Source organism: Bradyrhizobium sp. 139, from assembly GCF_023074175.1.
Lineage (GTDB): Bacteria > Pseudomonadota > Alphaproteobacteria > Rhizobiales > Xanthobacteraceae > Bradyrhizobium.
The window spans coordinates 130,616-155,533 of record NZ_JADPKS010000028.1; the positions used below are offsets into that span (position 1 = coordinate 130,616).

General features: G+C 65.2%; 25 protein-coding genes. 20 read left to right on the top strand and 5 right to left on the bottom strand.

Annotation, left to right across the window (positions count from 1 at the left end; translation table 11 throughout):
* Positions 1-54: 54 nt before the first annotated feature.
* The 12 genes from IVA80_RS08045 to surE all read left to right on the top strand — a co-directional run bounded on the left by IVA80_RS08045 (position 55) and on the right by surE (position 12,181).
* Positions 55-1,251 carry a deoxyguanosinetriphosphate triphosphohydrolase gene (locus IVA80_RS08045; protein WP_247427678.1) on the top strand — a complete coding sequence of 399 codons (1,197 nt, stop codon included), beginning with the start codon at positions 55-57 and terminating at the stop codon, positions 1,249-1,251.
* Positions 1,252-1,260: 9 nt separating this feature from the next.
* Positions 1,261-3,051 carry an arginine--tRNA ligase gene (argS, locus tag IVA80_RS08050; protein ID WP_247427681.1) on the top strand — a complete coding sequence of 597 codons (1,791 nt, stop codon included), beginning with the start codon at positions 1,261-1,263 and terminating at the stop codon, positions 3,049-3,051.
* Positions 3,052-3,191: 140 nt separating this feature from the next.
* On the top strand, positions 3,192-4,784 hold the full coding sequence (locus IVA80_RS08055; RefSeq protein ID WP_247427685.1) for an SPOR domain-containing protein: 1,593 nt from the start codon (positions 3,192-3,194) through the stop codon (positions 4,782-4,784).
* A 46-nt stretch (positions 4,785-4,830) separates the two neighbouring features.
* Positions 4,831-5,859, top strand: a complete 1,029-nt coding sequence (gene nagZ, locus IVA80_RS08060) for a beta-N-acetylhexosaminidase (RefSeq protein ID WP_247427688.1) — start codon at positions 4,831-4,833, stop codon at positions 5,857-5,859.
* The gene (locus tag IVA80_RS08065; protein ID WP_247427691.1) at positions 5,856-6,695 is read left to right on the top strand and encodes a ScpA family protein; all 840 of its coding nucleotides are present in this window, start codon (positions 5,856-5,858) and stop codon (positions 6,693-6,695) included. Before nagZ ends, IVA80_RS08065 begins: the two co-directional genes overlap by 4 nt.
* A gap of 21 nt (positions 6,696-6,716) precedes the next feature.
* On the top strand, positions 6,717-7,466 hold the full coding sequence (gene scpB, locus IVA80_RS08070) for an SMC-Scp complex subunit ScpB (RefSeq protein WP_247427694.1): 750 nt from the start codon (positions 6,717-6,719) through the stop codon (positions 7,464-7,466).
* A gap of 166 nt (positions 7,467-7,632) precedes the next feature.
* Positions 7,633-7,869, top strand: coding sequence for a twin-arginine translocase TatA/TatE family subunit (locus IVA80_RS08075; protein WP_247427697.1), 237 nt, complete (start codon positions 7,633-7,635; stop codon positions 7,867-7,869).
* Between the two features lie 100 nt (positions 7,870-7,969).
* Positions 7,970-8,473 (top strand): Sec-independent protein translocase protein TatB, encoded by a 504-nt coding sequence (gene tatB, locus IVA80_RS08080; protein ID WP_247427700.1) that lies wholly within the window; start codon positions 7,970-7,972, stop codon positions 8,471-8,473.
* Positions 8,470-9,282 (top strand): twin-arginine translocase subunit TatC, encoded by an 813-nt coding sequence (tatC, locus tag IVA80_RS08085; RefSeq protein ID WP_247427704.1) that lies wholly within the window; start codon positions 8,470-8,472, stop codon positions 9,280-9,282. Before tatB ends, tatC begins: the two co-directional genes overlap by 4 nt.
* A 138-nt stretch (positions 9,283-9,420) precedes the next feature.
* Positions 9,421-10,752 carry a serine--tRNA ligase gene (gene serS, locus IVA80_RS08090; protein WP_247427708.1) on the top strand — a complete coding sequence of 444 codons (1,332 nt, stop codon included), beginning with the start codon at positions 9,421-9,423 and terminating at the stop codon, positions 10,750-10,752.
* A gap of 194 nt (positions 10,753-10,946) precedes the next feature.
* Positions 10,947-11,309, top strand: a complete 363-nt coding sequence (locus tag IVA80_RS08095; RefSeq protein ID WP_247427711.1) for a hypothetical protein — start codon at positions 10,947-10,949, stop codon at positions 11,307-11,309.
* A 104-nt stretch (positions 11,310-11,413) separates the two neighbouring features.
* Complete coding sequence (surE, locus tag IVA80_RS08100; RefSeq protein WP_247427714.1) at positions 11,414-12,181, top strand: 5'/3'-nucleotidase SurE; 768 nt, start codon at positions 11,414-11,416, stop codon at positions 12,179-12,181.
* Between the two features lie 18 nt (positions 12,182-12,199).
* Here surE and IVA80_RS08105 read toward each other — a convergent pair whose 3' ends face one another.
* Positions 12,200-12,571, bottom strand: coding sequence for a response regulator (locus tag IVA80_RS08105; RefSeq protein WP_247427717.1), 372 nt, complete (start codon positions 12,569-12,571; stop codon positions 12,200-12,202).
* Positions 12,572-12,793: 222 nt separating this feature from the next.
* On the opposite strand from IVA80_RS08105, the gene IVA80_RS08110 reads away from it, so the two are divergent.
* Both IVA80_RS08110 and IVA80_RS08115 read left to right on the top strand, forming a co-directional pair.
* Positions 12,794-13,444 carry a protein-L-isoaspartate(D-aspartate) O-methyltransferase gene (locus IVA80_RS08110; RefSeq protein WP_247427720.1) on the top strand — a complete coding sequence of 217 codons (651 nt, stop codon included), beginning with the start codon at positions 12,794-12,796 and terminating at the stop codon, positions 13,442-13,444.
* 109 nt (positions 13,445-13,553) lie between these two features.
* Positions 13,554-14,921, top strand: coding sequence for a LysM peptidoglycan-binding domain-containing M23 family metallopeptidase (locus IVA80_RS08115; protein ID WP_247427723.1), 1,368 nt, complete (start codon positions 13,554-13,556; stop codon positions 14,919-14,921).
* Positions 14,922-15,077: 156 nt separating this feature from the next.
* Here IVA80_RS08115 and IVA80_RS08120 read toward each other — a convergent pair whose 3' ends face one another.
* Positions 15,078-16,058: an ATP-binding protein gene (locus IVA80_RS08120; protein ID WP_247427726.1), complete on the bottom strand. Its 981-nt coding sequence runs from the start codon at positions 16,056-16,058 to the stop codon at positions 15,078-15,080.
* A gap of 180 nt (positions 16,059-16,238) precedes the next feature.
* Here IVA80_RS08120 and yajC point away from each other — a divergent pair, with 180 nt between their 5' ends.
* Genes yajC through IVA80_RS08150 form a run of 6 tightly spaced genes read left to right on the top strand, consistent with a single transcriptional unit; the run spans position 16,239 to position 21,883 of the window.
* A complete protein-coding gene (gene yajC / locus IVA80_RS08125; RefSeq protein WP_247427729.1) occupies positions 16,239-16,607 on the top strand; it encodes a preprotein translocase subunit YajC in 369 nt (122 codons plus the stop codon).
* A 47-nt stretch (positions 16,608-16,654) separates the two neighbouring features.
* Positions 16,655-18,259 carry a protein translocase subunit SecD gene (gene secD / locus IVA80_RS08130; RefSeq protein ID WP_247427732.1) on the top strand — a complete coding sequence of 535 codons (1,605 nt, stop codon included), beginning with the start codon at positions 16,655-16,657 and terminating at the stop codon, positions 18,257-18,259.
* Positions 18,260-18,269: 10 nt separating this feature from the next.
* On the top strand, positions 18,270-19,289 hold the full coding sequence (gene secF / locus IVA80_RS08135) for a protein translocase subunit SecF (protein WP_247427735.1): 1,020 nt from the start codon (positions 18,270-18,272) through the stop codon (positions 19,287-19,289).
* Positions 19,290-19,349: 60 nt separating this feature from the next.
* Positions 19,350-19,733 carry an Mth938-like domain-containing protein gene (locus IVA80_RS08140; protein ID WP_247427738.1) on the top strand — a complete coding sequence of 128 codons (384 nt, stop codon included), beginning with the start codon at positions 19,350-19,352 and terminating at the stop codon, positions 19,731-19,733.
* Complete coding sequence (locus IVA80_RS08145) at positions 19,730-20,593, top strand: phytoene/squalene synthase family protein (RefSeq protein WP_247427741.1); 864 nt, start codon at positions 19,730-19,732, stop codon at positions 20,591-20,593. The genes IVA80_RS08140 and IVA80_RS08145 overlap by 4 nt, the downstream gene beginning before the upstream one ends.
* Before the next feature lie 45 nt (positions 20,594-20,638).
* Positions 20,639-21,883 carry a threonine ammonia-lyase gene (locus IVA80_RS08150; protein WP_247427744.1) on the top strand — a complete coding sequence of 415 codons (1,245 nt, stop codon included), beginning with the start codon at positions 20,639-20,641 and terminating at the stop codon, positions 21,881-21,883.
* A gap of 18 nt (positions 21,884-21,901) precedes the next feature.
* On the opposite strand, the gene IVA80_RS08155 is transcribed toward IVA80_RS08150, so the two are convergent.
* The 3 genes from IVA80_RS08155 to IVA80_RS08165 form a co-directional block, all read right to left on the bottom strand.
* Positions 21,902-23,080, bottom strand: coding sequence for an aminotransferase class V-fold PLP-dependent enzyme (locus IVA80_RS08155; protein ID WP_247427747.1), 1,179 nt, complete (start codon positions 23,078-23,080; stop codon positions 21,902-21,904).
* Between the two features lie 91 nt (positions 23,081-23,171).
* On the bottom strand, positions 23,172-23,723 hold the full coding sequence (locus IVA80_RS08160) for a CAP domain-containing protein (RefSeq protein ID WP_247427751.1): 552 nt from the start codon (positions 23,721-23,723) through the stop codon (positions 23,172-23,174).
* A gap of 96 nt (positions 23,724-23,819) precedes the next feature.
* Positions 23,820-24,914: a serine/threonine protein kinase gene (locus tag IVA80_RS08165; RefSeq protein WP_247427756.1), complete on the bottom strand. Its 1,095-nt coding sequence runs from the start codon at positions 24,912-24,914 to the stop codon at positions 23,820-23,822.
* Positions 24,915-24,918 lie beyond the last annotated feature (4 nt).

Consider the following 24,918-nt stretch of genomic DNA (forward strand, 5'->3'; position numbering starts at 1 on the left):
GTCACCATACGCAGAATCAAATGGATAGGGACTAAATTCGTCGTGTCCGTCGGAATGGCAGCCCCCCGCGCGCCCTATGCCTGCGATCCCGATCGCAGTCGCGGCCGGTTGGTCGCGGAGCCGCCGAGCCGGACCCGCAGCCCGTTCCGCCGGGATTGCGACCGGGTGATCCATTCCACCGCGTTCCGCCGCCTGAAGTACAAGACCCAGGTGTTCGTGTTCCACGAGGGCGACCATTACCGCACCCGGCTGACCCATTCGCTTGAGGTGGCGCAGATTGCCCGCGCGCTCGCCCGGCAGCTCGGGCTAGACGAGGACCTCACCGAAACCCTGGCGCTCGCCCATGATCTCGGCCATCCGCCGTTCGGCCATGCCGGCGAGCGGGCGTTGGATGCCTGCCTGAAAGATTTTGGCGGCTTCGACCACAACGCTCAGACGCTCCGCGTCGTCGCCGCGCTGGAGCACCGTTACCCAGAGTTCGACGGTCTCAACCTGACCTGGGAGGCGCTGGAGGGCATCGTCAAGCACAACGGCCCGTTGAGGGATCGCAGCGGCGCGCCGGTCGGGCGCTATCGCGAGCATGGCATTCCCGTCGGCATCGCCGACTACATCAAGACCTACGATCTGGAATTGTGGAGCTTCGCCTCGCTGGAGGCGCAGGTCGCCGCGATCGCCGACGATATCGCCTATGACGCCCACGACATCGATGACGGTCTGCGCGCCGGTCTGTTCCATCTCGACGATCTTAAGGTGATGCCGCTGACCGCGGAGATCATCGCCGAGACCTCTGCGCATTACCCCGATCTCGAAGGCGTCAGGCGCGGCGCCGAGCTGGTGCGCGAGCTGATCTCGCACCTGATCGGCGCGGTGTTTGCGGAGGCGCAGAAGAATCTCGCCGTCGTGAAACCGCAATCGGCCCAGGACGTGCGTCAGCAGAGCCGGGCGCTGATCACGTTCCCAGCGGCGGTTGCCGAGGAGGAAGCTGCCATCAAGCGCTTTCTGTATCAGCACATGTACCGCCACAAGCGGGTGATGCGGGTGATGGAGGAGGCGGAACAGATCCTGTTCGACCTGTTCGCCAGATACCTGACATCGCCGGCCGAGCTGCCGCCGGAATGGCTGCTGGGGGCGGAGGCGGACAATGCGGGCGACCGGGCCCGCCGGATCGGCAATTTCATTGCCGGAATGACTGACCGTTTCGCCCTGACCGAGCATCAGCGGCTCTTTGACTCGACCCCGGATTTGCGTTAGGCGGCGGCCATGCCCGACACATCCTCATCGCTGCATCTGTTCGCTGACGTGCTCGCACGCGTGCACGCCGCCTGCCGCGTGCTCGCGGCGGAAGCCAACTGGCCCGAGGGTATCGATTTCTCGCGCGTGGTGGTCGAGCCGCCGCGCGACGCCTCCCATGGCGACATGGCGACCAACGCCGCCATGGTGCTGGCGAAAGAGGCAAAGGCAAAGCCGCGCGACCTCGCCGAGCGGATCGCCGAGCGGCTGCGTGCGGACGCGCTGATCGCCAAGGTCGACGTCGCCGGTCCCGGCTTCATCAACCTGACGCTGAAGCCGGCCGCCTGGGCGGAGGCGCTGCGGACGGTTCTGCGCGAGGGCGCCGACTACGGCCGCGTCCGCGGCGGCTCCAAGGTCAACGTCGAATATGTCTCGGCCAACCCGACCGGACCGATGCATGTCGGCCATTGCCGCGGCGCCGTGTTCGGCGATGCGCTGGCGAGCCTGCTCCAGTTCGGTGGCCACGACGTCACCCGCGAATATTACATCAACGACGCCGGCGCCCAGGTTGACGTGCTCGCGCATTCGGCGTTCCTCAGGTATCGCGAGGCGCTGGGGCAGGACATCGGTGCCATTCCGGAAGGGCTCTATCCCGGCGACTATCTGAAGCCGGTGGGTGCGGCGCTCGCGAAAGAACACGGCGACAAGCTCCTCGACATGAGCGAGGCGGAGTGGCTGCCGACCGTGCGCGCCAAGGCGATCGCGATGATGATGGAGGAGATCAGGGACGATCTCGCCGCCCTCAACATCCGCCACGACGTATTTTTCTCCGAGCGCTCGTTGACCGAGACCGGCAACAACAAAGTTGCCGAGACCATCGATTTCCTGCGCGCCAAGGGCGACATCTATGAGGGCCGCCTGCCGCCACCGAAGGGCGCGCCGATCGAGGACTGGGAAGACCGCGTGCAGCTGCTGTTCAAGGCGACCGCTTATGGCGACGACGTTGATCGTCCGCTGATCAAGTCGGACAATTCCTACACCTACTTCGCCTCCGATATTGCCTACCACAAGAACAAGTTCGACCGTGGTTTTGCGGAGATGATCGACGTCTGGGGCGCCGACCATGGCGGCTATATCAAGCGCATGCAGGCGGCGGTGAAGGCGACAACCTCCGGCAAGGGCGCGCTCGACGTCAAGATCGTCCAGCTCGTGAGGTTGCTGCGCAATGGCGAGCCGGTGAAAATGTCGAAGCGGTCCGGGGATTTCGTCACCTTGCGTGAGGTGGTGGATGAAGTCGGTCAGGACGCCGTCCGCTTCATGATGCTCTACCGCAAGAACGACGCTGTGCTCGACTTCGACCTCGCCAAGGTCATGGAACAGTCGCGCGACAATCCGGTGTTCTACGTCCAGTACGGCCACGCCCGCGGCCACTCGATCTTCCGCAACGCGCGGGCCGAGGTGTTCCCGGAACTCCCTGAGGATACGAGCAAGCGCATCGCCTGGCTGGGTGAGTCGGCCGTGGAACGACTGTCTGACCCGGTTGAACTGGAGCTGCTCAAGCGCCTCGCAATTTTTCCGCGCATGCTGGAGGCCGCCGCCACGGCCCATGAGCCACACCGAATTGCCTTTTATCTCTATGATTTAGCCAGCGAATTTCATGCACTTTGGACGAAGGGGCGCGATTTGCCCTATTTACGCTTCATTATCAATAATGATGCAGATCTTACAAAAGCGCGACTGGCCATGGTCCAGGGCGTCGTCTCTGTCCTGGCATCGGGCCTCGCCATCCTCGGCGTCCATGCTCCGGACGAGATGCGGTAGTTTGGGGCGAACTACTTAAGGGCATTTGGGGGTAACCGGCAGAAGCCGGATCGCTTAGACTTGGTTGAAAAGCCTTGTGGGTCGAAGGCCGCGCCTTGGTCGAGGGGCGCGCGGCTTTCCCGAAGGGACACATCATCACGATGGCCGAACGATATCAGGACAGACCGTTTCCTTCCGATGACTATGGTCGCGGTGGCGACCAGCACGGGAACGCGGAAAACGATCCCTTGGCCGAACTCGCCCGTCTGATCGGACAGACCGATCCGTTCGCAGCGCAGGGGCGGCCCAGTGCACGCGCGCCGGCAGCGCCAGCGCCCATCCAGAACCAACGGGAAGACGACTATTCGCAGGACGATTATCAGCAAGACTATGCCGAGCAGGCCCCGCCGCCTCCACCCGGGCCGCCCTCATGGATGCGGCGCGCCAACGTGCAGCCGCAGCCCGCATCAGCTGCCGAGTCCGACTATCCCGTCTCTGTGAACCCGGTTCATCCATTGCATCGCTATTCAGCCCAGCCGACCGCGCCCGGGCCTGATTTTCATCAGCAGGCCTATCAGGACCACGCCTACCAAGATCAGGCCTATCGGGATCGGGCCCATCACGGGCATGGTCACCAGCAGCATGACCAGGCCGATCAGGAGCAGGCCTATCAGGAGCCGCATCAGCAGCCCGATCCGGCGCGCTACGACGACGCGCTCTATGGACGGCTGGAGGCGGGCGAGCAGGATTATCAGCGCGATCCCGCCTATCCGGACGATCCTTACGCGTTCCAGAGCGACTACCCCGAGGCCGATCTCGATGAGCCGAAGAAGCAGCGCGGCGGCATGATGACGGTCGCGGCGATCCTCGCGCTTGCCGTGGTCGGCACTGGCGCGGCCTTCGCCTACAAGACCTATGTCGGTTCCCCCCGCAGCGGCGAGCCGCCGATCATCAAGGCCGACAACACGCCGACCAAGATCGTGCCGGCGCCGACCGACTCCTCGGCCAAAGTGCCGGATCGCATGGCGAGCGGCGACGGCTCCGAGAAGATCGTGCCGCGCGAAGAGGCGCCTGTCGACGTCGCTGCCAAGGCGGGTGGTCCCCGCGTGGTGTTCCCGCCGCTGAACCAGAACGCGAACCCGCCGCCGGTGGCGAGCGTCTCGCCGTCCACGATCCCGCCGCCGAGCGCGGGTCCGATCCCGAGCAACGGCACGCTGCCGACCAACACGCCGCGCGCGATCAGGACCGTGGCGGTGAAGGGCGATCAAACCGATAGCGCCACGCCGCAATCGGCAGCCGCCAAGCCGACCGCAGCCGCGCCGAAGCCCGTTGCCGCGCCCGCTGCATCGGCCGCGCCGCACAATTCGCTGACTTCGGCCAATGCCAGCGCCAACCAGCCGCTGTCGCTGGCGCCGCAATCGGCGCCGGCTGCGGAGCCGCCGCAGCGGATGGCTGCGACCAACCCGACGCAACTCGCGCCCGCCAGCAATGCTGGTGGCGGCTACGTCGTGCAGGTCTCCTCGCAGCAGAGCGAGGACAGCGCCGCCGCGTCGTACCGGGTGCTTCAGAGCAAGTATGGCAGCGTGCTTGGATCCCGTTCGCCGGTGATCAAGCGGGTCGATCTAACCGACAAGGGCAAGGGGATCGTCTATCGTGCCTTCGCCGGACCCTATGCTTCGGCCGAGGAAGCGACGCAGGCTTGCAACAGCCTGAAGTCTGCTGGCCTGTCCGCCTGCTTCGTCCAGAGGAATTAACGGCCGTTTCCTTGACCCCCTCGCGGGGCGGGGTTAATCGGCCGTTATGAGCATGCGGGCCTTCATTACCGGCGTATCCGGAACGGAACTGACCGCCGCCGAGCGGGAGTTTATCCGTGCCGAGCGCCCATGGGGCTTCATCCTCTTCAAGCGCAACGTCGAGACGCCGGCTCAAGTTGCTGCACTGGTTGAGGAATTGCGGGCGGTTGCGGGCGCGGCTGACGCGCCTGTCCTGATCGACCAGGAGGGCGGGCGGGTGCAGCGACTGGGGCCGCCGCATTGGCCGGTCTATCCGCCGGGCGCCATTTTCGCGGGCCTCTACGACACTGATTCGGCGCTTGGACTGACGGCTGCGCGCCTCAGCGCCCGGCTGATTGCGGCCGATCTCGCCGATCTCGGCATCACCGTGGATTGCCTGCCGCTGGCTGACGTCCCGGTGCCGGGCGCCGATGCCGTCATTGGGAACAGGGCTTACGGCACCGAACCGGGCAAGGTCGCCGCGATCGCTCGCGCGGTCACCGAGGGCCTGGAGCAGGGCGGCGTTCTGCCGGTTCTGAAGCACATTCCCGGTCATGGACGCGCCACAGCCGACACCCATGTCAACCTGCCGACGGTCGAGACCCCGAGGGACGAACTCGACCGGACCGACTTTGCGGCCTTCAGGCCGCTCGCGGACCTGCCGATGGCCATGACTGCACATGTTGTGTTTAGCGCTATCGACCCCGCCCATCCGGCGACGACTTCTGCGACAATGATTGCTCAGGTGATTCGTGGCGTGATCGGGTTCCAGGGTTTGTTAATGAGTGATGACGTGTCGATGAACGCGCTGTCGGGGAATATCGCCGAACGGACCCGCGCCATCTTCGCGGCCGGCTGCGATATGGCCCTCCATTGCAACGGCAACATCGAGGAGATGCGCGAGGTCGCCGCCCAGACACCTGAGCTGTCTGGCACGGCGCTGGAGCGGGCGAAAGCCGCACTTGCGGCGCGCAAGGCGCCGCAAGTGTTCGACCGGGCGGCCGCACGCGCCGAACTGGACGCTTTGATCGCGCTGGCAAACACGGCATCCGCATGACCGCAGAAATACTATCTTTCGAAACCGGGCGGCCCGCAGAGCTCGCCGAGGGTGAGCCGGCGTTGGTGGTGGACGTCGAGGGCTATGAGGGCCCGCTCGACCTGCTGCTTGCGCTGGCGCGGCAGCAGAAGGTCGATCTCGCCAAGATCTCGATCCTGGCGCTGGCCGACCAGTACCTCCACTTCATCGAAGCCGCGCGAAAGATCCGACTTGAGCTTGCCGCTGACTATCTTGTCATGGCGGCCTGGCTCGCCTTCCTGAAGTCGCGCCTGCTGCTGCCGGAGCCGCCGAGTGCGGAAGGTCCGAGCGCGGAAGAGATGGCGACGGCGCTGGCCAACCGCCTGCGCCGGCTGGAAGCCATTCGCGAAGCCGCCAACCGGCTGATGAACAGGCCGCAATTGCAGCGCGACATCTTCCCGCGCGGCGAGCCCGAGCATATCGCCGAGATCAAGCATCCGAAATACACCGCGACACTGTACGACCTGCTCACTGCCTATGCTGCGCAGCGCCAGTCGCGCGTGCTGGCGAGCGTGCATCTGGCCAAGCGCACGGTGTGGTCGCTCGCCGAGGCGCGCGCCACGCTGGAGCGGCTGGTCGGCAGCATCAGCGAACAGGACGACTGGGGCGTTCTCGACGATTTTCTGCTCCGGCACGTCGCCGATCCGACGCAGCGCGCGACGGTGCTCGCCTCGAGCTTTGCGGCTGCGCTCGAGCTCGTGCGTGAAGGTCAGCTCGAGCTGAACCAGAAAGAGGCGTTTGCGCCGATCTATTTCCGGAAGGGGCGCCCTAAGCCGGTCATGGACGCAGCTCCTGCGCCCGACGCGCCGGTCGCTTAAGTGCAACAAGGAGAATCTGCCATGGCAAGCCTGGCTGAAGTGCGGGTAGAAGAGGCCGAGCCGATGGAGAACGAATCCCAGGCGCGTCCCGAAGAATTGCGGCTGCTGGAAGCACTGCTGTTCGCTTCGAATGAACCGCTGGACACGGCGACGCTGGCCAAGCGCATGCCCGATGGCGTCGACGTCAAGGCTGCGCTCGAACAGCTCCAGGCCGACTATGCCTTGCGCGGTGTGAATCTCGTGCGCGTCGCCAACAAATGGACCTTCCGCACCGCCGGCGATCTCGCCTGGCTGATGACGCGGGAGAGCACCGAGACCCGCCGCCTGTCGCGCGCCGCGATCGAGGTGCTGGCAATCATCGCCTATCACCAGCCGGTGACGCGCGCCGAGATCGAAGAGATCCGCGGTGTCGTCACCTCGAAGGGCACGCTCGACGTGCTGCTGGAGACCGGTTGGATCAAGCCGCGCGGCCGTCGCAAGACCCCCGGACGCCCCTTGACGTTCGGAACCACCGAGGACTTCCTGTCGCAATTCACCCTGGAACAGCTTGGCGATCTGCCGGGCCTGGAAGAACTGAAGGGCACGGGCCTGCTGGATTCGCGCCTGCCGACCGGATTCAGCGTGCCGACCCCGTCGGATGATCCGCAGCTGCGCGAGGACGAGGATCCGCTGGAACCCGGCGAGGACCTGGATCTGGCGCTGGCGCCTGCGGTCGAGCCCGAGGCGCCGGAAGGCGGCAATGAGGGGGGCGAGGGTAGCAGCGAGGACTGACGTCCCGGCCTTTTAGGGGCCGCCTGCGACCAGTTAACACTAGCAAAATTACGTAGCGCCAACAGCGAATTGGCGCTGCCTTGGTCCTTGTTTTTGAGGCCTGCCAAGCCTAGGTTTCGGGGAAGATCGGCCGGGTCCCCGGCCATGGTGTTTGGAGGGTTGCAGGATGGGTTCGCTTAGCATTTGGCACTGGATCCTGGTGATCGCAGTCGTCCTGCTGCTGTTCGGCCGCGGCAAGATTTCGGATCTGATGGGCGACGTGGCACAGGGCATCAAGGCCTTCAAGAAAGGCATGCAGGACGACGACAAGGTCGCCGACAAGCCCGAGCCGGCCAAGTCCATCGAGCAGCACAACGCCGCGCCGACCGCGGCCCGGTCCGACGTCGGCAGCAAGGCCGTCTGAGCAAGGCCGTCTGAGTAAGACTACGCGAGACGCGGGTAGCGGCGCCGATCCTGTGCGCGAGGGATTGGGCCGGTCGCGGCTGGCGTGAACGGAAGACCTCATGTTCGACATCGGGTGGAGTGAACTGGTCCTGATCGGGGTGGTGGCCCTGGTCGCCATCGGCCCGAAAGAGCTGCCGGGCGTGCTGCGCATGGTTGGGCAGTGGATGGGCAAGGCCCGCAAGATGGCCGCCGAATTCCAGGGCCAGTTCCAGGAGGCGATGCGCGAGGCCGAGATGGCCGACCTCAAGAAGAGCTTTGACGAGGTCAAGGAAGCGGCGGCCGGTTTTGCCGGCAACAATCTGATGACCTCGCTGCAGAAGGACGTCAGCGACGCGCTTCGCGTCGATGCGCTGGACAAGCCCGCCGAGACGACGACCATCACGGCTGTCGAGCCGCCGGCGACACCAACGACGCCGGAAGCGCCGACGCCGGAAACCTTCGTGGAAGCTGAGGAGCATGCGGTGGCGAACGAGCCGCTCGCCATCAGCCGCGAGGTCGAGCAAGCACCGGTCGCACAGGACACATCGCCATCCGAGGCGATCAAGGACGTCAAAGCGTCATGAGCGACGCCGATATCGAGGCCAGCAAAGCCCCTCTGATGGACCACCTGATCGAGCTGCGTTCGCGGTTGATCAAGGCGCTGCTCGGCTTCGGCGTGGCCTTCATCGTCTGCTTCTTCTTCGCCAAGCAGATCTACAACGTGCTGGTCTGGCCGTTCGTGTGGGTCGCGGGGCCGGAGAATTCGAAGTTCATCTACACGGCGCTGCTGGAATATTTCATCACCCAGCTCAAGCTCGCGCTGTTCGGCGCCGGCTTCATCTCGTTCCCGATCATTGCGACGCAGATCTACAAGTTTGTGGCGCCGGGCCTCTACAAGCACGAGAAGCAGGCCTTCCTGCCGTATCTGGTCGCGACGCCGTTCTTCTTCGTGCTGGGCGCTGCGCTAGTCTATTTCGTGGTGCTGCCGATGCTGGTCCGCTTCTCGCTCGGCATGCAGCAGGCCGGCAGCGACGAGACCGCGCAGATCCAGCTCCTGCCCAAGGTCGGCGAATATCTGTCGCTGATGATGTCGCTGATCTTTGCCTTCGGCATCGCCTTCCAGCTTCCGGTGATCCTGACGCTGCTCGGTCGCATCGGTATCGTCACCTCGAAAATGCTCCGCGAGAAGCGCCGCTATTTCATCGTCATCGCCTTCGTCATCGCAGCCGTGCTGACCCCGCCGGACGTGCTCAGCCAGTGTTCGCTCGCGATTCCTCTGCTTCTGCTCTACGAGGGCTCGATCATCGCGGTCGGGATAGTGGAGAAGAAGGCGGCGGCCTCGCAGGCTCCCACCGGCACTGACGTGTCGACGCCGCCCAATCCAGCGGAGTAGGAGCGCTTTTCGCCTACCATGTCGTTGCTCATCCCATGATTCGTCATGCCCGGGCTTGACCCGGGCATCTACGGCTTGATCTAAGGCGGCAGAGACGTGGATGGCCGGGATAAACCCGGCCATGACGGGAAATCAGCCATGCACGACATCAAATCGATCCGCGACAATCCGCAAGGCTTCGACGCCGGCCTCGCGAGGCGGGGCCTGAAGCCGTTGTCGGCATCGCTGCTTGCGATCGACGAGACGCGGCGTTCGGCGATCCTGGCTTCCGAGCAGGCGCAGGCGCGGCGCAATGCGGTCTCCAAGGAGATCGGCGATGCCAAGAAGGCGAAGGACGAGGCGCGCGCGGCCAAGCTGATGGCCGAGGTCGCAGAGCTCAAGACGACGATGCCGCAGCTCGAAGCCGCCGCGAAAGCCGCCGACGAGGAGTTGGCCAAGGAACTGTCGGCGATCCCCAATCTGCCGCTCGGCGAGGTGCCCGATGGGGTCGACGAGCACGGCAATGTGCAGCGCCATGTCTTCGGCAACAGGCGCAACTACGCGTTCGCGCCCAAGCCTCATGATGATCTCGGCGGCGCGCTCGGCGAGATGGATTTCGAGACGGCGGCAAAGCTCTCCGGTGCGCGTTTCGTCGTGCTGAAGAAAGGGCTGGCGCGGCTCGAACGCGCGCTCGGTCAGTTCATGCTCAATCTGCACATCGACGAGCACGGTTATACCGAGATCAATCCGCCGCTGCTGGTGCGCAACGAGATCATGTTCGGCACGGGACAATTGCCGAAGTTCGAGGACGACCAGTTCTGGGCGATCAAGGGCGAGTTGCTCGCCGCGCCCGACCACGAGCGGCTGCGCACCGAGCGGCTCGGTATCATTCCGACCGCAGAGGTGGCGCTGACCAATCTCGTCCGCGAATCCATCCTCGAGGAGAAGCAGCTTCCGATGCGGCTCACTGCGCTGACACCGTGTTTTCGCGCGGAGGCGGGGGCTGCCGGGCGCGACACCCGCGGCATGATCCGCCAGCACCAGTTCACGAAGGTCGAGCTGGTCTCGATCACGACGCCGGAGACCAGCAAGGACGAGCACGAACGCATGCTTGCGTGCGCCGAGGAAGTGCTGCGGAGACTCGACCTGCATTACCGCGTGATGACGCTGTGCACCGGAGATATGGGCTTTTCGTCGCAAAAGACCTATGACATCGAAGTCTGGATGCCGGGCCAGGGTGAGGGCGGCGCATTCCGCGAGATTTCGAGCTGCTCGGTGTGCGGCGATTTCCAGGCCCGGCGCATGGACGCGCGCTCGCGCGGCCCCGACGGTAAGCCGCGCTTCGTGCACACGCTGAACGGCTCCGGCACTGCGCTGGGCCGTGCACTGATCGCGGTGATGGAGACCTATCAGCAGGAGGACGGCTCGATCGCGGTCCCCAGCGTGCTCCAGCCCTATATGGGCGGGCTCAAGGTGGTCGCGCGCGACTAGAGCGTTTTCGAGCGAAGTGGGTACCGGTTCGCGTAAAGAAAACGAGTCAAAATAAGAATCTGGAGCCCCGTTCCGAGTCCATCGGAACGGGGCTCCAGGGCGTGTTGCCCCGGCTGTGACGCAGAAACGTTTGGTTGCGAAGATCGAGCGGCCGGTTATCCTGCCGGCCACCCGACAACGCGAACCCACCGTTCATGGCCTTGCACAGCGACATCTTCTGGGTCGGCAGACAATGGGCGGTGACAGGCGCCGGAATCCAGGCTGTCGATCAGCGCCTGCGTGGTGTCCTCGACATCGAGATCGCGCGGATCTGGGATGACGACCTCGTGCGAAGCCGGCGAGCCAAGCCCGGCGTGAATGCTGCGGATTTCGACAAGGCGCTGACCATGGCACGCGAACGCTTTCCGCAGACGCCGGTGCCGGACCCGATCGTTGCGCAGCTGGAAGCGCTCGGCGTGATCGAGGCTCCGGTCGTGATGCCGGCGATGCCGGCGATGAGGCTGCGTGTGGAAGGCAGGCTCGCGCGCTTCCTGCCGCAATGGCGCATCCGCCGGTAGCAGGACAAGCCGGGAACCTGCCGCCGGACCCAATCGGCCGGTTTGCCTGATCGGCCCCAGCCGGATAAGACGGCTCAGACCCGCTTCAGGAATCGACCCTTCGCATGCGCATTCTCTGCACCAATGACGACGGCATTCACGCCCCCGGCCTCAAGGTCGTGGAGGAGATCGCACGCGCATTGTCCGACGACGTCTGGATCGTTGCGCCCGAGCTCGACCAGTCGGGCGTGTCGCATTCGCTCTCGCTGAACGATCCGTTGCGCCTGCGCGAGGTCGGCCCGCGGCATTTTGCGGTGCGCGGCACGCCGACCGACTGCGTCATCATGGGCGCGCGCCATATCCTCGGCGCCAAGCTGCCCGATGTCGTGCTGTCCGGCGTCAACAAGGGCCGCAACGTCGCCGAGGACGTGGTCTATTCCGGCACCATCGCCGGCGCGCTGGAGGGCACCATCCTGGGTCTGCCCTCGTTCGCGCTGTCGCAGGAGTTCAGCATCGAGACGCGCGAGCGGCCGCCGTGGGACACCGCGCGCAAGTTCGGGCCCGACATCCTGCGCAAGGTGATCGCCGCCGGCATCCCGAAGGACACCGTCATCAACGTCAATTTCCCGTCCTGCGCGCCGCAAGATGTGCTCGGCATCCGCGTCACGCGGCAGGGCAAGCGCAATCTCGGCTTCCTCAGGATCGACGAGCGCAAGGACGGCCGCGGCAATCCCTATTTCTGGATCGGCTTCGAGCGCACGGCGATGGTGGACACGCCCGCCGATGGCACTGACCTAGCGGCGCTGCGCGAACGCTATGTCTCCGTCACACCGCTCAGGCTCGACCGTACCAACGAAGCGTTTTCAGAAGAATTGAGCGCGACGCTGAAGTAAGTCCGACTGGACCTGGGCCTAGCCGCCGCGAAGTGCGGCCTCGATGGTCTTGCCGAGCGCGTCGAGCTGAAACGGCTTCTGGAGCGCCGGCCGGTCGCGGTATTGCTCGGGCAGGCCGGAGGAGCCGTAGCCGGTGGCGAAGATGAACGGGCAGCCCTTCGCCTTGATGACGTCGGCAACCGGCGAAATGACCTTGCCGTTGACGTTGACGTCGAGAATGGCGATGTCGAACTCGGTCGCCTGGGCGAGCCGCATTGCCTCGGTGATATCGCCGGCTTCGGCTGCGATCTTGTAGCCGAGCTCTTCGAGCATGTCCGCGACCATCATCCTGATCATCACCTCGTCCTCGACGAGGAATACAGAGCGGCCCGAAAGCCCTGCCACGGTCATTATCGTTGAGTCCTTGCCCATTCCGGAAAAACGTTCGCAGATAACACGAATCGACGCAATGCGCGTTTCGGCAAACGGACGCCGGAAATGGCGATCACGGTTGGCCCGTTGGACGCCAATCTGTGATCAAATGTCCAGGCCGAATGGTATCACGGGTTCCCGCCTAAGGAACAGGATTCTCCCGCCCGGGTTTGGCGGGCCTACAAGACAACGCTGGCAGCGATGACCTCCAATCAGCACCCACCGGAAAAGATGATGTTTCAGCTCATGCTGAGACGCCGGGGCATCAGCGACCAGGCGGTGCTGCGGACCATGGAGGAAGTGCCGCGCGAGCAGTTCGTCGACGAAGCCGATCGCAACGGCGCCTATCGTGACAGCGCGCTGCCGATCGCCTGCGGGCAGACCATCAGCCAGCCCTTCGTCGTCGCCTACATGACCGAGCAGCTGCAGCTCCAGAAGAAGCACCGCGTGCTCGAGGTCGGCGCCGGCTCGGGCTATCAGGCCGCGGTGCTGTCGCGGCTCGCAGGCCAGGTGCTGACCGTCGAGCGTTACCGCAAGCTCGCGGATGCGGCACGCGCCCGGCTCGAAAAGCTCGACTGTCACAATGTCGAGGTGATGCTCGGTGACGGTCTCAATCTGCCGGCCAACATCGGCCCGTTCGATCGCATCATCGTGACCGCTGCGATGGAGCAGCTTCCGGAGAATCTGGTCGAGCGGCTGGAGGTCGGTGGCATCCTGATCGCGCCCGTCGGCCCGCACCAGGGTGTGCAGACGCTGGTCCGTCTCAGCCGGACCGAAGCCGGGATCGAGCGCAAGGAACTCGTCGAGGTCCGCTTCGTGCCGGCGCTGCCCGGGGTGGCGCGGGAGCTGTAGATTTCCGGATCGGCTGTGCTGCCAACATCTTATTGGGAGGGTTAAGCCGTTATTTACTCGGCGCGTGTTTACTTAAAAGACCAGTTCTGTTGCGTACGAGTGAGTAACCATGTCCGTCGTCGCCGAGTTGCTTTACTCGCGCCGCGTACCGCAGGTCGCGGTGCTGGCGCTGATCTCCTTCAGCTTCGCAGGGTGCAGCGCCGACATGTCGTCGCGGCTGTCCCAGTCGAACTTCTCCAATCCTTTCTCGCAGGAATCGACCGGCTCGGTGCAGCAGGCACCGCCGCCGCAGCGTGAGCTGCCGCAATATTCGCGGCCGCAGACGCAGCCCGGTTATTATCAGTCGCAGGCCTTGCCGCCGCCGGCGGTCTCCGCACCGCAATCCTATCCCGTTGCGGCGGGTGGTGGCGTGTCCGGAGGCGGCCGAGGCGTCGGCTCCTACGCGCCCCCGGCGCAGCCGCATCTTGAGACCACGGCCACCGTGCCGCCGCGCTCGGTTGCAGCCGCCCAGCCGGCCGGCGGGACCAAAATCATCGTCGGCACCAGCGACACGCTCGAGGTGCTCGCCAAGCGCTATCACGTCACGCCGCAGGCGCTCCTCGCCGCCAACGGCTACAAGGGCCCGCGCGCGCTCTCGCCGGGCCAGCAACTGATCATCCCGCATCCGGCCACACCGGCGATGGCGCCGGTCGCGGCGGCTCCCGCGACAGCGCCTGCTGCGAAGCCGGTTGCAGCCGTCGCAGCGCCGCCGAGCACGCACTTCGTCAACCATGGCGACACGCTCGCCAGCATTGCCCGCAAGAACCATATCTCGGCGGCCGAGCTTGCCCGTGCCAACGGCCTCGATCCGTCGGCCAAGCTCAAGCTCGGTACCAGACTGACCGTGCCCGGTGCCAAGACCGTCGCCGTCGCGGCGCCGGTTGCTGCTGCCCCTGTCGCCGGGACGTTGCAGCCCGTTGCGGCGGCTCCCGCACCCGCCACCAAGATGGCCGCTGTCGCTGCGCCAGTGCAGAGCGCGCGTCTGGCTCAGGCCACGGCCAATGTCGAAGAGAAGCCTGCCGAGACGCCGGCGAAGGCTGCGGACGCCACCGGCGCACTGCCGACCTTCCGCTGGCCGGTGCGTGGCAAGGTGGTCACGAGCTACGGCGCCAAGACCAACGGCAAGTCCAATGACGGCATCAATCTCGCGGTGCCCGAGGGTACGCCGGTCAAGGCGGCTGAAGACGGCGTCGTCGCCTATTCCGGCAACGAGCTGAAGGGTTACGGCAATTTGGTCCTGGTTCGGCACTCCAACGGCTACGTCACCGCATATGCCCATGCGAGTGAGCTGATGGTGAAGCGCGGAGATACCATCAAGCGCGGCCAGGTCATTGCCAAGTCGGGTCAATCCGGGGAGGTGGCGTCGCCGCAGCTCCACTTCGAGATCCGTAAGGGATCGAGCCCGGTTGACCCGCTTCAATTCCTGAACGGGGCGTGAGGCCCGGTCAGCGTCCGCAATGACGGCGTCGTCGCCCGGCTTGGCCGGGCGATCCCGTATTCAGAGATAGTCGTGACTCAGCCGATAAGCTGCCGCGTACTGGATTCCCCGCTTTCGCGGGGAATGACAGTTGTGGGTCGGGCTCTATCGATCGCGCTACTTCGCCGTCAGCTTCACGCCGAGCCGTCCCGCCAGCTCCTGCACGAACTGCCAGGCGACGCGGCCCGAGCGCGAGCCGCGCGTGGTCGACCATTCCAGCGCCTCACGCTCCAGCGCCTCGTCGTCGACCTTGATGCCGAAATGACTGCAATAGCCGCGCACCATCGCAAGATATTCGTCCTGGCTGCAGCGGTGGAAACCGAGCCACAGTCCGAAGCGATCCGACAACGAGACCTTCTCCTCCACCGCTTCGCCTGGATTGATCGCGGTCGAACGCTCGTTCTCGATCATCTCGCGCGCCAGCAGATGGCGCCGGTTGGAGGTGGCGTAGAGGATGACGTTCTCGGGTCGGCCCTCGATGCCGCCTTCGAGCACCGCCTTGAGCGACTTGTAGGAGGCATCATTGCCGTCGAAGGAGAGGTCGTCGCAGAACACGACGAAGCCGAAGGATGAGGCACGCAACTGCTCCATCAGCGCGGGCAGGCTCTCGATGTCCTCGCGGTGGATCTCGATCAGCTTGAGTTTGTTCGCAGGCTTTCGGTCGGCATTGATGCTGGCATGGACCGCCTTCACCAGCGACGACTTGCCCATGCCGCGCGCGCCCCAGAGCAGTGCATTGTTGGCGGGCAGGCCGCCTGCGAAGCGTTCGGTGTTCTCCATCAGGATGTCGCGCACCCGCTCGACGCCCTTCAGCAGGAACAACTCGACGCGGCTGACCCGCGGCACCGCCGAAAGGCGGCCGTCCGGGTGCCAGACATAGGCGTCCGCTCGCTCGAACGATTCGCGTTCGACGGCCGGATTGCCTTGGGCGGAGAGGTGCGCCGCGATGCTCTCCAGCGCGCGGACGATGCGATCCTGGGAGAGGTCCCGGGCCGCCTTAGGGACTGCCGTGGGGCGTTTTGCCGCGACGCGGGCAGGCCTCGTGGCAGGGGTACGGGGGCCTTTGCCGGCCGGGCTTTTGCTTGGTTTTCTGGGCATGTCCGAAGTTCCTGAGAACGCAGCCTTATCGGGCCTGACCGCCCGCCGCAAGGTGGCCAAAAGGGCGGTCTGGCAGCGTTGCAATTGGGGCGGTGGCCGCTATAGTCCGCGCGAATTTGACCGAGCCGGTGGCCCAAGGGGCCTGACCGGCTTTCCCCCGTTCTCACGAGGATCGTCCGAATGCTGATTACTCCTGCGTATGCCCAGGCTGCGGGCGCCGGCGACACCAACAGCATGTTGATGTCGTTGCTGCCGTTCGCCCTGATCTTCGTGATCATGTACTTCCTGATTCTGCGCCCGCAGCAGAAGAAGGTGAAGGACCATGCCGACCTCGTGAAGAACATCCGCCGCGGCGATACCGTCGTGACCTCGGGCGGCCTCGTCGGCAAGGTCACCAAGGTCGTCGACGACGACCAGATCGAGTTCGAGATCGCCGATGGCGTGCGAGTGCGGCAGATGCGTTCGATGGTCTCCGGCGTACGAGCCAAGGGCGAGCCGGCCAAAGAAAGCGCCAAGGAAAGCGCCAAGGACGACACCGCCGCGAAGTGATCGCCTGCGCGAGTATCTCAAGTCTCCTGATCTGACAGGTCCAGTCGATGTTGTATTTCACGCGGTGGAAAGCGCTCGGGATCATCCTGACGGCGCTGATCGTGTGCCTCTGCGCGGTCCCGAACTTCTTCCCCGAGGCGCAGGTCAAGACCTGGCCCGCCTGGGCGCAGCGTCGGCTCGTGCTCGGCCTCGACCTTCAGGGCGGCTCTTATTTGCTGCTCGAGGTCGACGGCAACTATGTAAAGAAGGAAAGGCTCGACCAGGTCCGCGACGACGTTCGCCGGACCCTGCGCGATGCCAAGATCGGATTCACCGGCGGCGTGACCGTGCGCAACGACGCGGCCGAGGTTCGCATCACCAAGGAATCGGACGTGCAGCCTGCGCTCGCCAAGCTGCGCGAGCTGTCCCAGCCGCTGGGCGGACTGATGGGATCGAGCGGTCAGCGCGACCTTGACGTGACCGAAGCCGGCGGCGGCGTGATCCGTTTGACCATCCCGCAGGCCGCGATGCTCGACCGTATGCGCAAGACCATCGAGCAGTCGATCCAGATCGTCGAGCGCCGCGTCAACGAGCTCGGCACCGTCGAGCCTGTGATCCAGCGCCAGGGCAACGACCGCATCCTGGTGCAGGTCCCCGGCCTCCAGGATCCGACCCGCCTCAAGGAGCTGCTGGGCAAGACCGCGAAAATGGAATTCCGCATGGTCGATACGTCCGTGCCGCCGGATCAGGCGCAGCAGGGGCGGTTGCCGCCGGAATCCGAACTGTTGATGAGCGCGTCGCCGCCGCCCACGCCCTATGTGGTGAAGAAGCAGGTGCTAGTGGCCGGCGGCGATCTGACCGATGCCCAGGCGAGCTTCGACCAGCGCACGAGTGAGCCGGTCGTCAGCTTCAAATTCAATACGTCGGGCGCGCGCAAGTTCTCGCAGGCCACGCAGGAGAACGTGGGGCTGCCCTTCGCAATCGTTCTCGACAACAAGGTGATCTCGGCGCCCGTCATCCGCGAGCCCATCACCGGCGGCCAGGGCCAGATCTCCGGCAATTTCACCGTACAATCGGCCAATGATCTCGCTATCCTGCTGCGCGCCGGCGCGCTGCCGGCGCCGCTCACGGTGGTCGAAGAGCGCACGGTCGGCCCGGGTCTTGGTCAGGACTCGATCGAAAAGGGCGAGCTCGCGGCCTATGTCGGCTCGATCCTGGTTATCGTGTTCATGCTGCTGACCTACCGGCTGTTCGGCGTGTTCGCCAACATCGCAGTGGCGATCAACGTCGCGATGATCTTCGGCCTGTTGTCGCTGCTCAACGCCACGCTCACGCTGCCCGGCATCGCCGGCATCGTACTCACCGTCGGCATCGCGGTCGATTCCAACGTGCTGATCTACGAGCGTATCCGCGAGGAGCTGCGCGGCGGCCGCAACGCGATCTCGGCGATCGACGCCGGCTTCAAGCGGGCGCTTGCGACCATCCTCGATTCCAACATCACCACCTTCATTGCCGCCGCGGTGCTGTTCTACATCGGCACCGGCCCGGTGCGCGGCTTCGCCGTGACGCTCGGGATCGGCATCATCACCACGGTGTTCACCGCCTTCACCTTGACGCGACTGATCGTGGCCTGGTGGGTGCGGTGGAAGCGGCCGCAGAGCGTGCCGATCTAGGAGCCTGATCGTGACTCACACCGTTCTCATCGGGCTCGGCATCCTCATTGTCGTCCTCACCGTGGTCGCCGCGCTCGGGCTGCTGCCGTCGCTCCGCATTGTCCCGGACGACACGCATTTCGACTTCACGCGCTTCCGCCGGATCAGCTTCCCGATCTCGGCGGCGCTGTCGATCGTCGCGATCACGCTGTTCTTCACCCACGGCCTCAATTTCGGCATCGACTTCCGCGGCGGCACGCTGCTGGAGGTGCAGGCCAAGTCCGGCACGGCCGACATCGCGGCAATGCGCACGACGCTCGATGCGCTGCATCTGGGTGAAGTCCAGCTCCAGCAGTTCGGCGGTCCCGCCGACGTCCTGATCCGCGTCGCGGAGCAGCCGGGCGGCGATGCCGCCCAGCAGGCAGCCGTGCAGAAGGTCCGCACCGCGCTCGGCGATTCCGTCGACTATCGCCGCGTCGAAGTGGTCGGCCCGCGCGTCTCCGGCGAACTCCTGGCCTATGGCATGCTCGGCCTGATGCTCGCGATCGTCTCGATCCTGATCTATCTCTGGTTCCGCTTCGAGTGGCAGTTCGCGCTGGGCGCCATGATCGCAAACGTGCACGACATCGTGCTGACGATCGGCTTCATGTCGATCAGCCAGGTCGATTTCGATCTGACCAGCATAGCCGCGCTTCTGACCATCCTAGGCTATTCGCTCAACGACACCGTCGTGATCTACGACCGCATCCGCGAAATGCTGCGCCGCTACAAGAAGATGCCGATGCCGCAGCTTCTCAACGAGTCCATCAACTCCACCCTGTCGCGTTCGATCATCACCCACTTCACCGTGACGTTGGCGCTGCTGGCTCTGCTGCTGTTCGGCGGCCATGCCATCCACAGCTTCACCGCGGTGATGATGTTCGGCGTTGTGCTGGTCGGCACCTATACCTCGATCTTCATCGCGGCTCCGATCCTGATCTATCTCGGCGTCGGCGAGCATCGCGAAGATGCGCCCGATAAGGCTACGCCGGCGAAGAAAAACAAGGCATGATCCGAACCGCATGCCCTCGCACGCGTTTGCGAGGGCAGTAAGCTCATTCGGACGAGGCTGATGGCCGGCGATCCCAACGCTCCGCATTTCCCGCGCTCGGCGCCGATCGAAGCCTATGGCAAGGGCGGCTTCGCCTTTGCCGGCATGTCCCATCGGGGATCGCTGCTCTGCCTGCCCGACGCGATCTGGGCCTGGGATGTGACGGACCCTACCGGGATCGACCGTTATTCGCTGGACCGGGTCTTCATGGCGGCCAACAGCATTGACACGCTTCTGATCGGCACCGGAACCGGTGTCTGGCTGCCGCCGCCGGACCTGCGGCAGGCGCTGAAGGCGGTGAGGGTGGTTCTGGACACGATGCAAACCGGTCCTGCCGTGCGCACCTACAACATCATGATCGGCGAGCGGCGCCGCGTCGCGGCCGCGCTGATCGCCGTCCCATGAGCAGCGCTGCGCCTCTGCCCGATTCGGTTGCCTTCTGCGCCGGCCTCGTGCGCAGCCATGACTTTCCGCGCTATGCCGCAACGCTGTTCGCGCCGGCCGCCGAGCGCCAAGCGCTGCTGGCGCTCTATGCCTTCAATGTCGAGATCGTCCGCGTCCGCGACCAGGTGAGCCAGCCCTTGCCCGGCGAAATCCGCCTGCAATGGTGGACCGACATGCTGTCGGGCCACGTCCATGGCAGCGCCGAGGGCAATCCCGTGGCAGCAGAGCTATTGCGTGCGATCCGCGATTTCGACCTTCCGGTCGGGCCGCTATCGCTGCTCGCCGACGAGCATCAGTTCGATCTCTATAACGATCCGATGCCGACCATGACGGCTCTGGAGGGTTATCTGGACGCGACCTGTTCGGCATTGTTTGCCCTCGCGGCCCGGGTCATGGCGCCGCCCTCGGAGGCGGCCGAGCATATCGCAAGGCATGCCGGGCTCGCCCAGGGCATCGCGCAGGTGATCGCAAATCTGCCGCGCGACTCGGCGCACCGACAACTATTCCTGCCGCAGCAGCTGCTGGCGAGCCATGGCTGCCCGATGGAGGACGTGTTCGCCGGCAAGGAGACGCCGAATCTGCATGCGGTGCTGGGCCAGCTCGTGGGCGAAGCCGAGCAGCATTTGACGACGGCCTGGTCGCTGTTGGCGGAGGTGCCAGCGTCGGCACGGCCAGCGTTTCTGCTGCTGGCCCAGGTGCGGGACGACCTCAAGCGCCTGTCGCAACCCGGGCGCAATCCGTTTGCGCTGCAGCCGTCGTCGCGGCTGCGCACGCTATGGACCCTGTGGCGGGCTTCACGTTCCAGCGAATTTACCAAATAGCGGCCGGCTTATCGCCTCAAACCGCCGAATGCTCTATGCTGTCCTATGGCTGAGTTGTCCCAGAACACATCCTCCGATCTCAGCGGCTTTCCGGTCGCGCCGGCCGACATTCATGCCGCCGCCGACACCATCCGCGGCGCCGTCGTCGAGACGCCCTGTAGCTACAGCCGCACGCTGAGCAACATCTGCGGCTGCGACATCTGGCTGAAATTCGAGAACCTCCAGTTCACGTCCTCGTTCAAGGAGCGGGGCGCGCTTAACCGGCTCACCGCGCTGACGCCAGAGGAGCGTGCGCGTGGTGTCATCGCGATGTCGGCGGGCAACCATGCGCAGGGCGTCGCCTATCACGCCAAGCGGCTCGGCATTCCCGCCACCATCGTCATGCCGGTCGGCACGCCCATGGTGAAGGTCGAGAACACGAAGCACCACGGCGCGGAGGTGGTGGTGACGGGCGCGACGCTGGAGGAGGCGGCCGCGTATGCGCGAAGCCACGGCGAAGCCCGCGGCATGATTTTCGTCCACCCCTACGACGATCCGCTTGTCATCGCGGGGCAGGGCACTGTCGGGCTCGAGATGCTGAAGGAAGTGCCCGAGCTCGATACGCTGGTGGTCCCGATCGGCGGCGGTGGCCTGATCAGCGGCATCGGCATTGCTGCGAAATCGATCAAGCCGTCACTCCGGATTTTGGGCGTCGAGGCCTGGCTCTATCCCTCGATGTACAACGCCATCCATGACGGCAATCTGCCCGCGCGCGGCGATACCCTCGCCGAAGGCATCGCGGTGAAATCGCCGGGCAAGATCACCACCGAGATCGTCCGCCGCCTCGTCGACGATATCGCGCTGGTGAACGAAGCCGAGCTCGAACGCGCGGTCGCGGCCCTGATCTCGATCGAGAAGACGGTCGTCGAGGGCGCCGGCGCTGCCGGCCTTGCCGCGCTGATGTCCGATCCGTCCCGCTTTGCTGGCCAGAAGGTTGGCCTGGTGCTGAGCGGCGGCAACATCGACACGAGGCTGATCGCATCTGTCCTTACACGTGAGCTGGCACGCGAAGGGCGGCTGACCCAATTGTCGCTCGATATCCCTGATCGGCCGGGGCAATTGGCTGCCGTCGCGGCGCTTCTGGCCGAGGCCGGCGCCAACATCATCGAGGTCTCGCATCAGCGGACCTTCTCCGATCTGCCGGCCAAGGCGACGCTGCTCCAGCTGGTCATCGAAACCCGCGACAGTGCGCATCTCGACGAGGTCATGGCCAGGCTCAGTGCATCCGGACTGAGCGCGCGCTGCACCTGAGCGGCGCGCACCCGTGTGCTATCGCGGTGTCAAACTCGCGAGGTGCCCGATCAGCCGATCGATCTCGGCATCCGTATTGTAGTAATGCGGGGATGCCCGCACGACCGGCGGCAGCGCGCGGACTTCGGCATCGATGCGGGTGCTTGACGGATGTGAAACGCCGATCGTGATGCCGGCCGAAGCGGCACTTCTGACAATGGCGTCCGCCTCACGCCCATCGATCGTGAAGCTGACGATGGCACCCGGCGCGCGGCCGAGATCGCGAATGGTGATACCGCGAATGGCGGCAATGCCGTAGCGAAGCCGGCCTGCAAGCAGGCGGCAGCGCTGCTCGATGGGGCCGAGGCCTATCGCGAGGGCATAATCGACAGCAGCGCCGAGACCGAGACGTGCCGCGTAATTGTTCTCCCATGTCTCGAAACGACGGGCATCATCGCGGAGCCGATATTCATCTCGCGAAACCCAAGGCGCGGCGAAGTGGTCGATCATCGGCGGTTCGAGCCGTTGCAGCATCTCGCGGCGGACGTAGAGAAAGCCGGTGCCGCGCGGGCCGCGGAGGAATTTGCGCCCCGTCGCCGACAACATGTCACAGCCGATGGCTTCGACGTCGACCGCCATCTGGCCGACCGCCTGGCAGGCGTCGAGCAGATAGGGAATGCCCCGCGCCCGCGCGATCTTGCCGATCGCCGCCGCGGGATTGACCAGCCCGCCATTGGTCGGAACCCAGGTGATGGCGATCAGCTTCACCCGCTCATCGATCATGCGTTCGAGCGCCTGGATGTCGAGCTCGCCACCGGCATCGCTCGGCACCACATCGATGATCGCGCCCGTGCGCTTGGCGAGCTGAAGAAACGCGACATAGTTGGCGGCGTATTCCGCCTCGGCGGTCAGGATGCGATCGCCGGCGCGAAACGGAAGCGCGTAGAACGCCATCTGCCAGGCGACCGTTGCGTTCTCCATGAGCGCGATCTCATCGGGGGCGGCATTCAGCAGACGCGCCACCGAGCCGTAGACCGCTTCAAGCCGGTCGGACTCGCGGTCAGCGGCAGCATAACCTCCGATCTCGCTTTCCAGATCGATATGCTGCTTCATGGCTTCGACGACAGGGACAGGCATGAGAGCCGCCCCCGCGTTGTGCAGGTACGCAACCCGGGAGGTGGCTGGCGTGTCGGCACGTATTCGCTCGATGTCGATCAAGTGCGCCGCCTTTGCTCTCGCGATCTCACTGCATGAATTAGATGCGCCGAGGAATGCGGACAAGAGGCCGGTTGCAACATCTGGTTTCGCCTCAGATGCAGAGGCTGAGCAGCTTGATGTGGCAGCCGCTGGATTTCGGCTTGCTGGCGGGCGCGGCCTCGCGCTTCACGGCAACCAGCGGCTCCTTGCCCTTCTTGCCTTTGCCCTTCGGCTCGTAATCGCCGGCGATCACCATCGCCCAATAGGTGCGCTTGCCGCCGGCGTTCCTGGCGCTCGCGATGCCGATCCGGGAGGCGTTGTGCAGCAGCAGGTTCTTGCGATGCCCGGACGAGTCGATCCACTGGCCGAGAGTCTTCTCGAAATTGTCGTAGCCGTAAGCGATATTCTCGGCGGCGCGTCCCGCGCCGGCCGGTGCGACGCGCCGGTTGAACGGGCCGAGGGCGTCGTGGCTGAGATCGTCCTTCGCTGCCATCGCGCGGGCCTGGTCCATGGCGATGCGGTCGAGGGTTGAATCGCGCACGACGCGGACTTCACCGTGCTTGAGGCGGAAGCTCGAGATCAGCTCGGCCGGCGTTTCGGCCATTGCGGGCGCGGCTGCGAGCAGCAGAAGGCCGGCGATCATGGCGCCAGCCACACGATGCATCATCGTCCCCCGAGTGCCCATAACCCCCACCTGGCTAGCGCTATCTGTTTGCTTCTCTATTGCCAATGTGGACGCTTCAAGGCGCGGTGCGCGATGCTAGCCCGCCGGCAGGTCCGCCTCGAAATTGAAGCGGTCGCGCAGGTTCTTGCGCTGTTCCAGGATGTCCTTGAGGAACGCGCGGTCCTGATCGTTCTTCATCATCGGTTCGATCAGGTCGAGCTGGTTCATGGCGACCAGTTGCAGGATCTCGGTGCGCGGCTTGCCGTTGGGATCGCGCGGCAGGGAATGCACGACCTGGATGTGCTCCGGCGGCTTCGGTCCCTTGGCTGCGGTCAGTTCGTTGCGAAGTTGGCCTTCGAGCGAGGCCCGATCGCCTTCCACGAACGCATAGAGCCCGACGCCGGAACGGCGATCGGCAAAGGCGACGATGGCGGTGTCACGCACGGCCGGATTCTTGCGGATCAGCTCGGCCAGAACCGGCGCGTCGTTGACCAGCCGGCGGCCGCCGCCTTCGCGGTCGGTGAAGTTGAACAGACCGCGCGTGATTGCCCGGTAGACCTTCTTGCCGGTGGCCAGCCACAGACTCGCGGCGAACGACTTCTTCGCCAGGATCTTGCGTTCCCGCGGTGTCAGCGCCTCGGGTGCATAGGAACGCTTGTGCTTGAGCAGATGCCGCAGGTCCTCGTAGGCCAGGATGCGGTAGAGTCGGCCGCGTCGGTTGAAGCACGCCGCGAGCTGGAAGTCGGTCACATAGGCGCGGCCATCTCGGCCGACCAGCCAGTTCTGCTCCTTGGCGAGATCGTTGTGGCAGATGCCGGCGCGGCGCAGCCGGCGTAGCGCCGCCTTGGCTGAGCGGAAATAGGCGAGATCGCCGTGCGGCTTCGCCAGATGCAGCGCAACGCCGTCGACGAAGCCGCGCACGAGTGCACGGCGGCCGCCCCACAGCAAACCGGGTCCAACATTGAGGCCTTTGGCCAGCGCCAGCGCGTGCTTCTCACGCGCGAACAGGTGGCGCGCCAGCAGGTAGGACCACCACGGCACCTCGTCGAGCCGGCGCAGCACCGCGTCGACCTCGCCGCTGTCACCACGGAAGCGGCCGCGCTCAACGGTCGAGAACACATCGCGCTTGAGCAGCACGCCCTCGGTCCAGCGCGCCGAGAGGATCGCGGCGTCGTCTTTGGGGAGGCTCATCGAA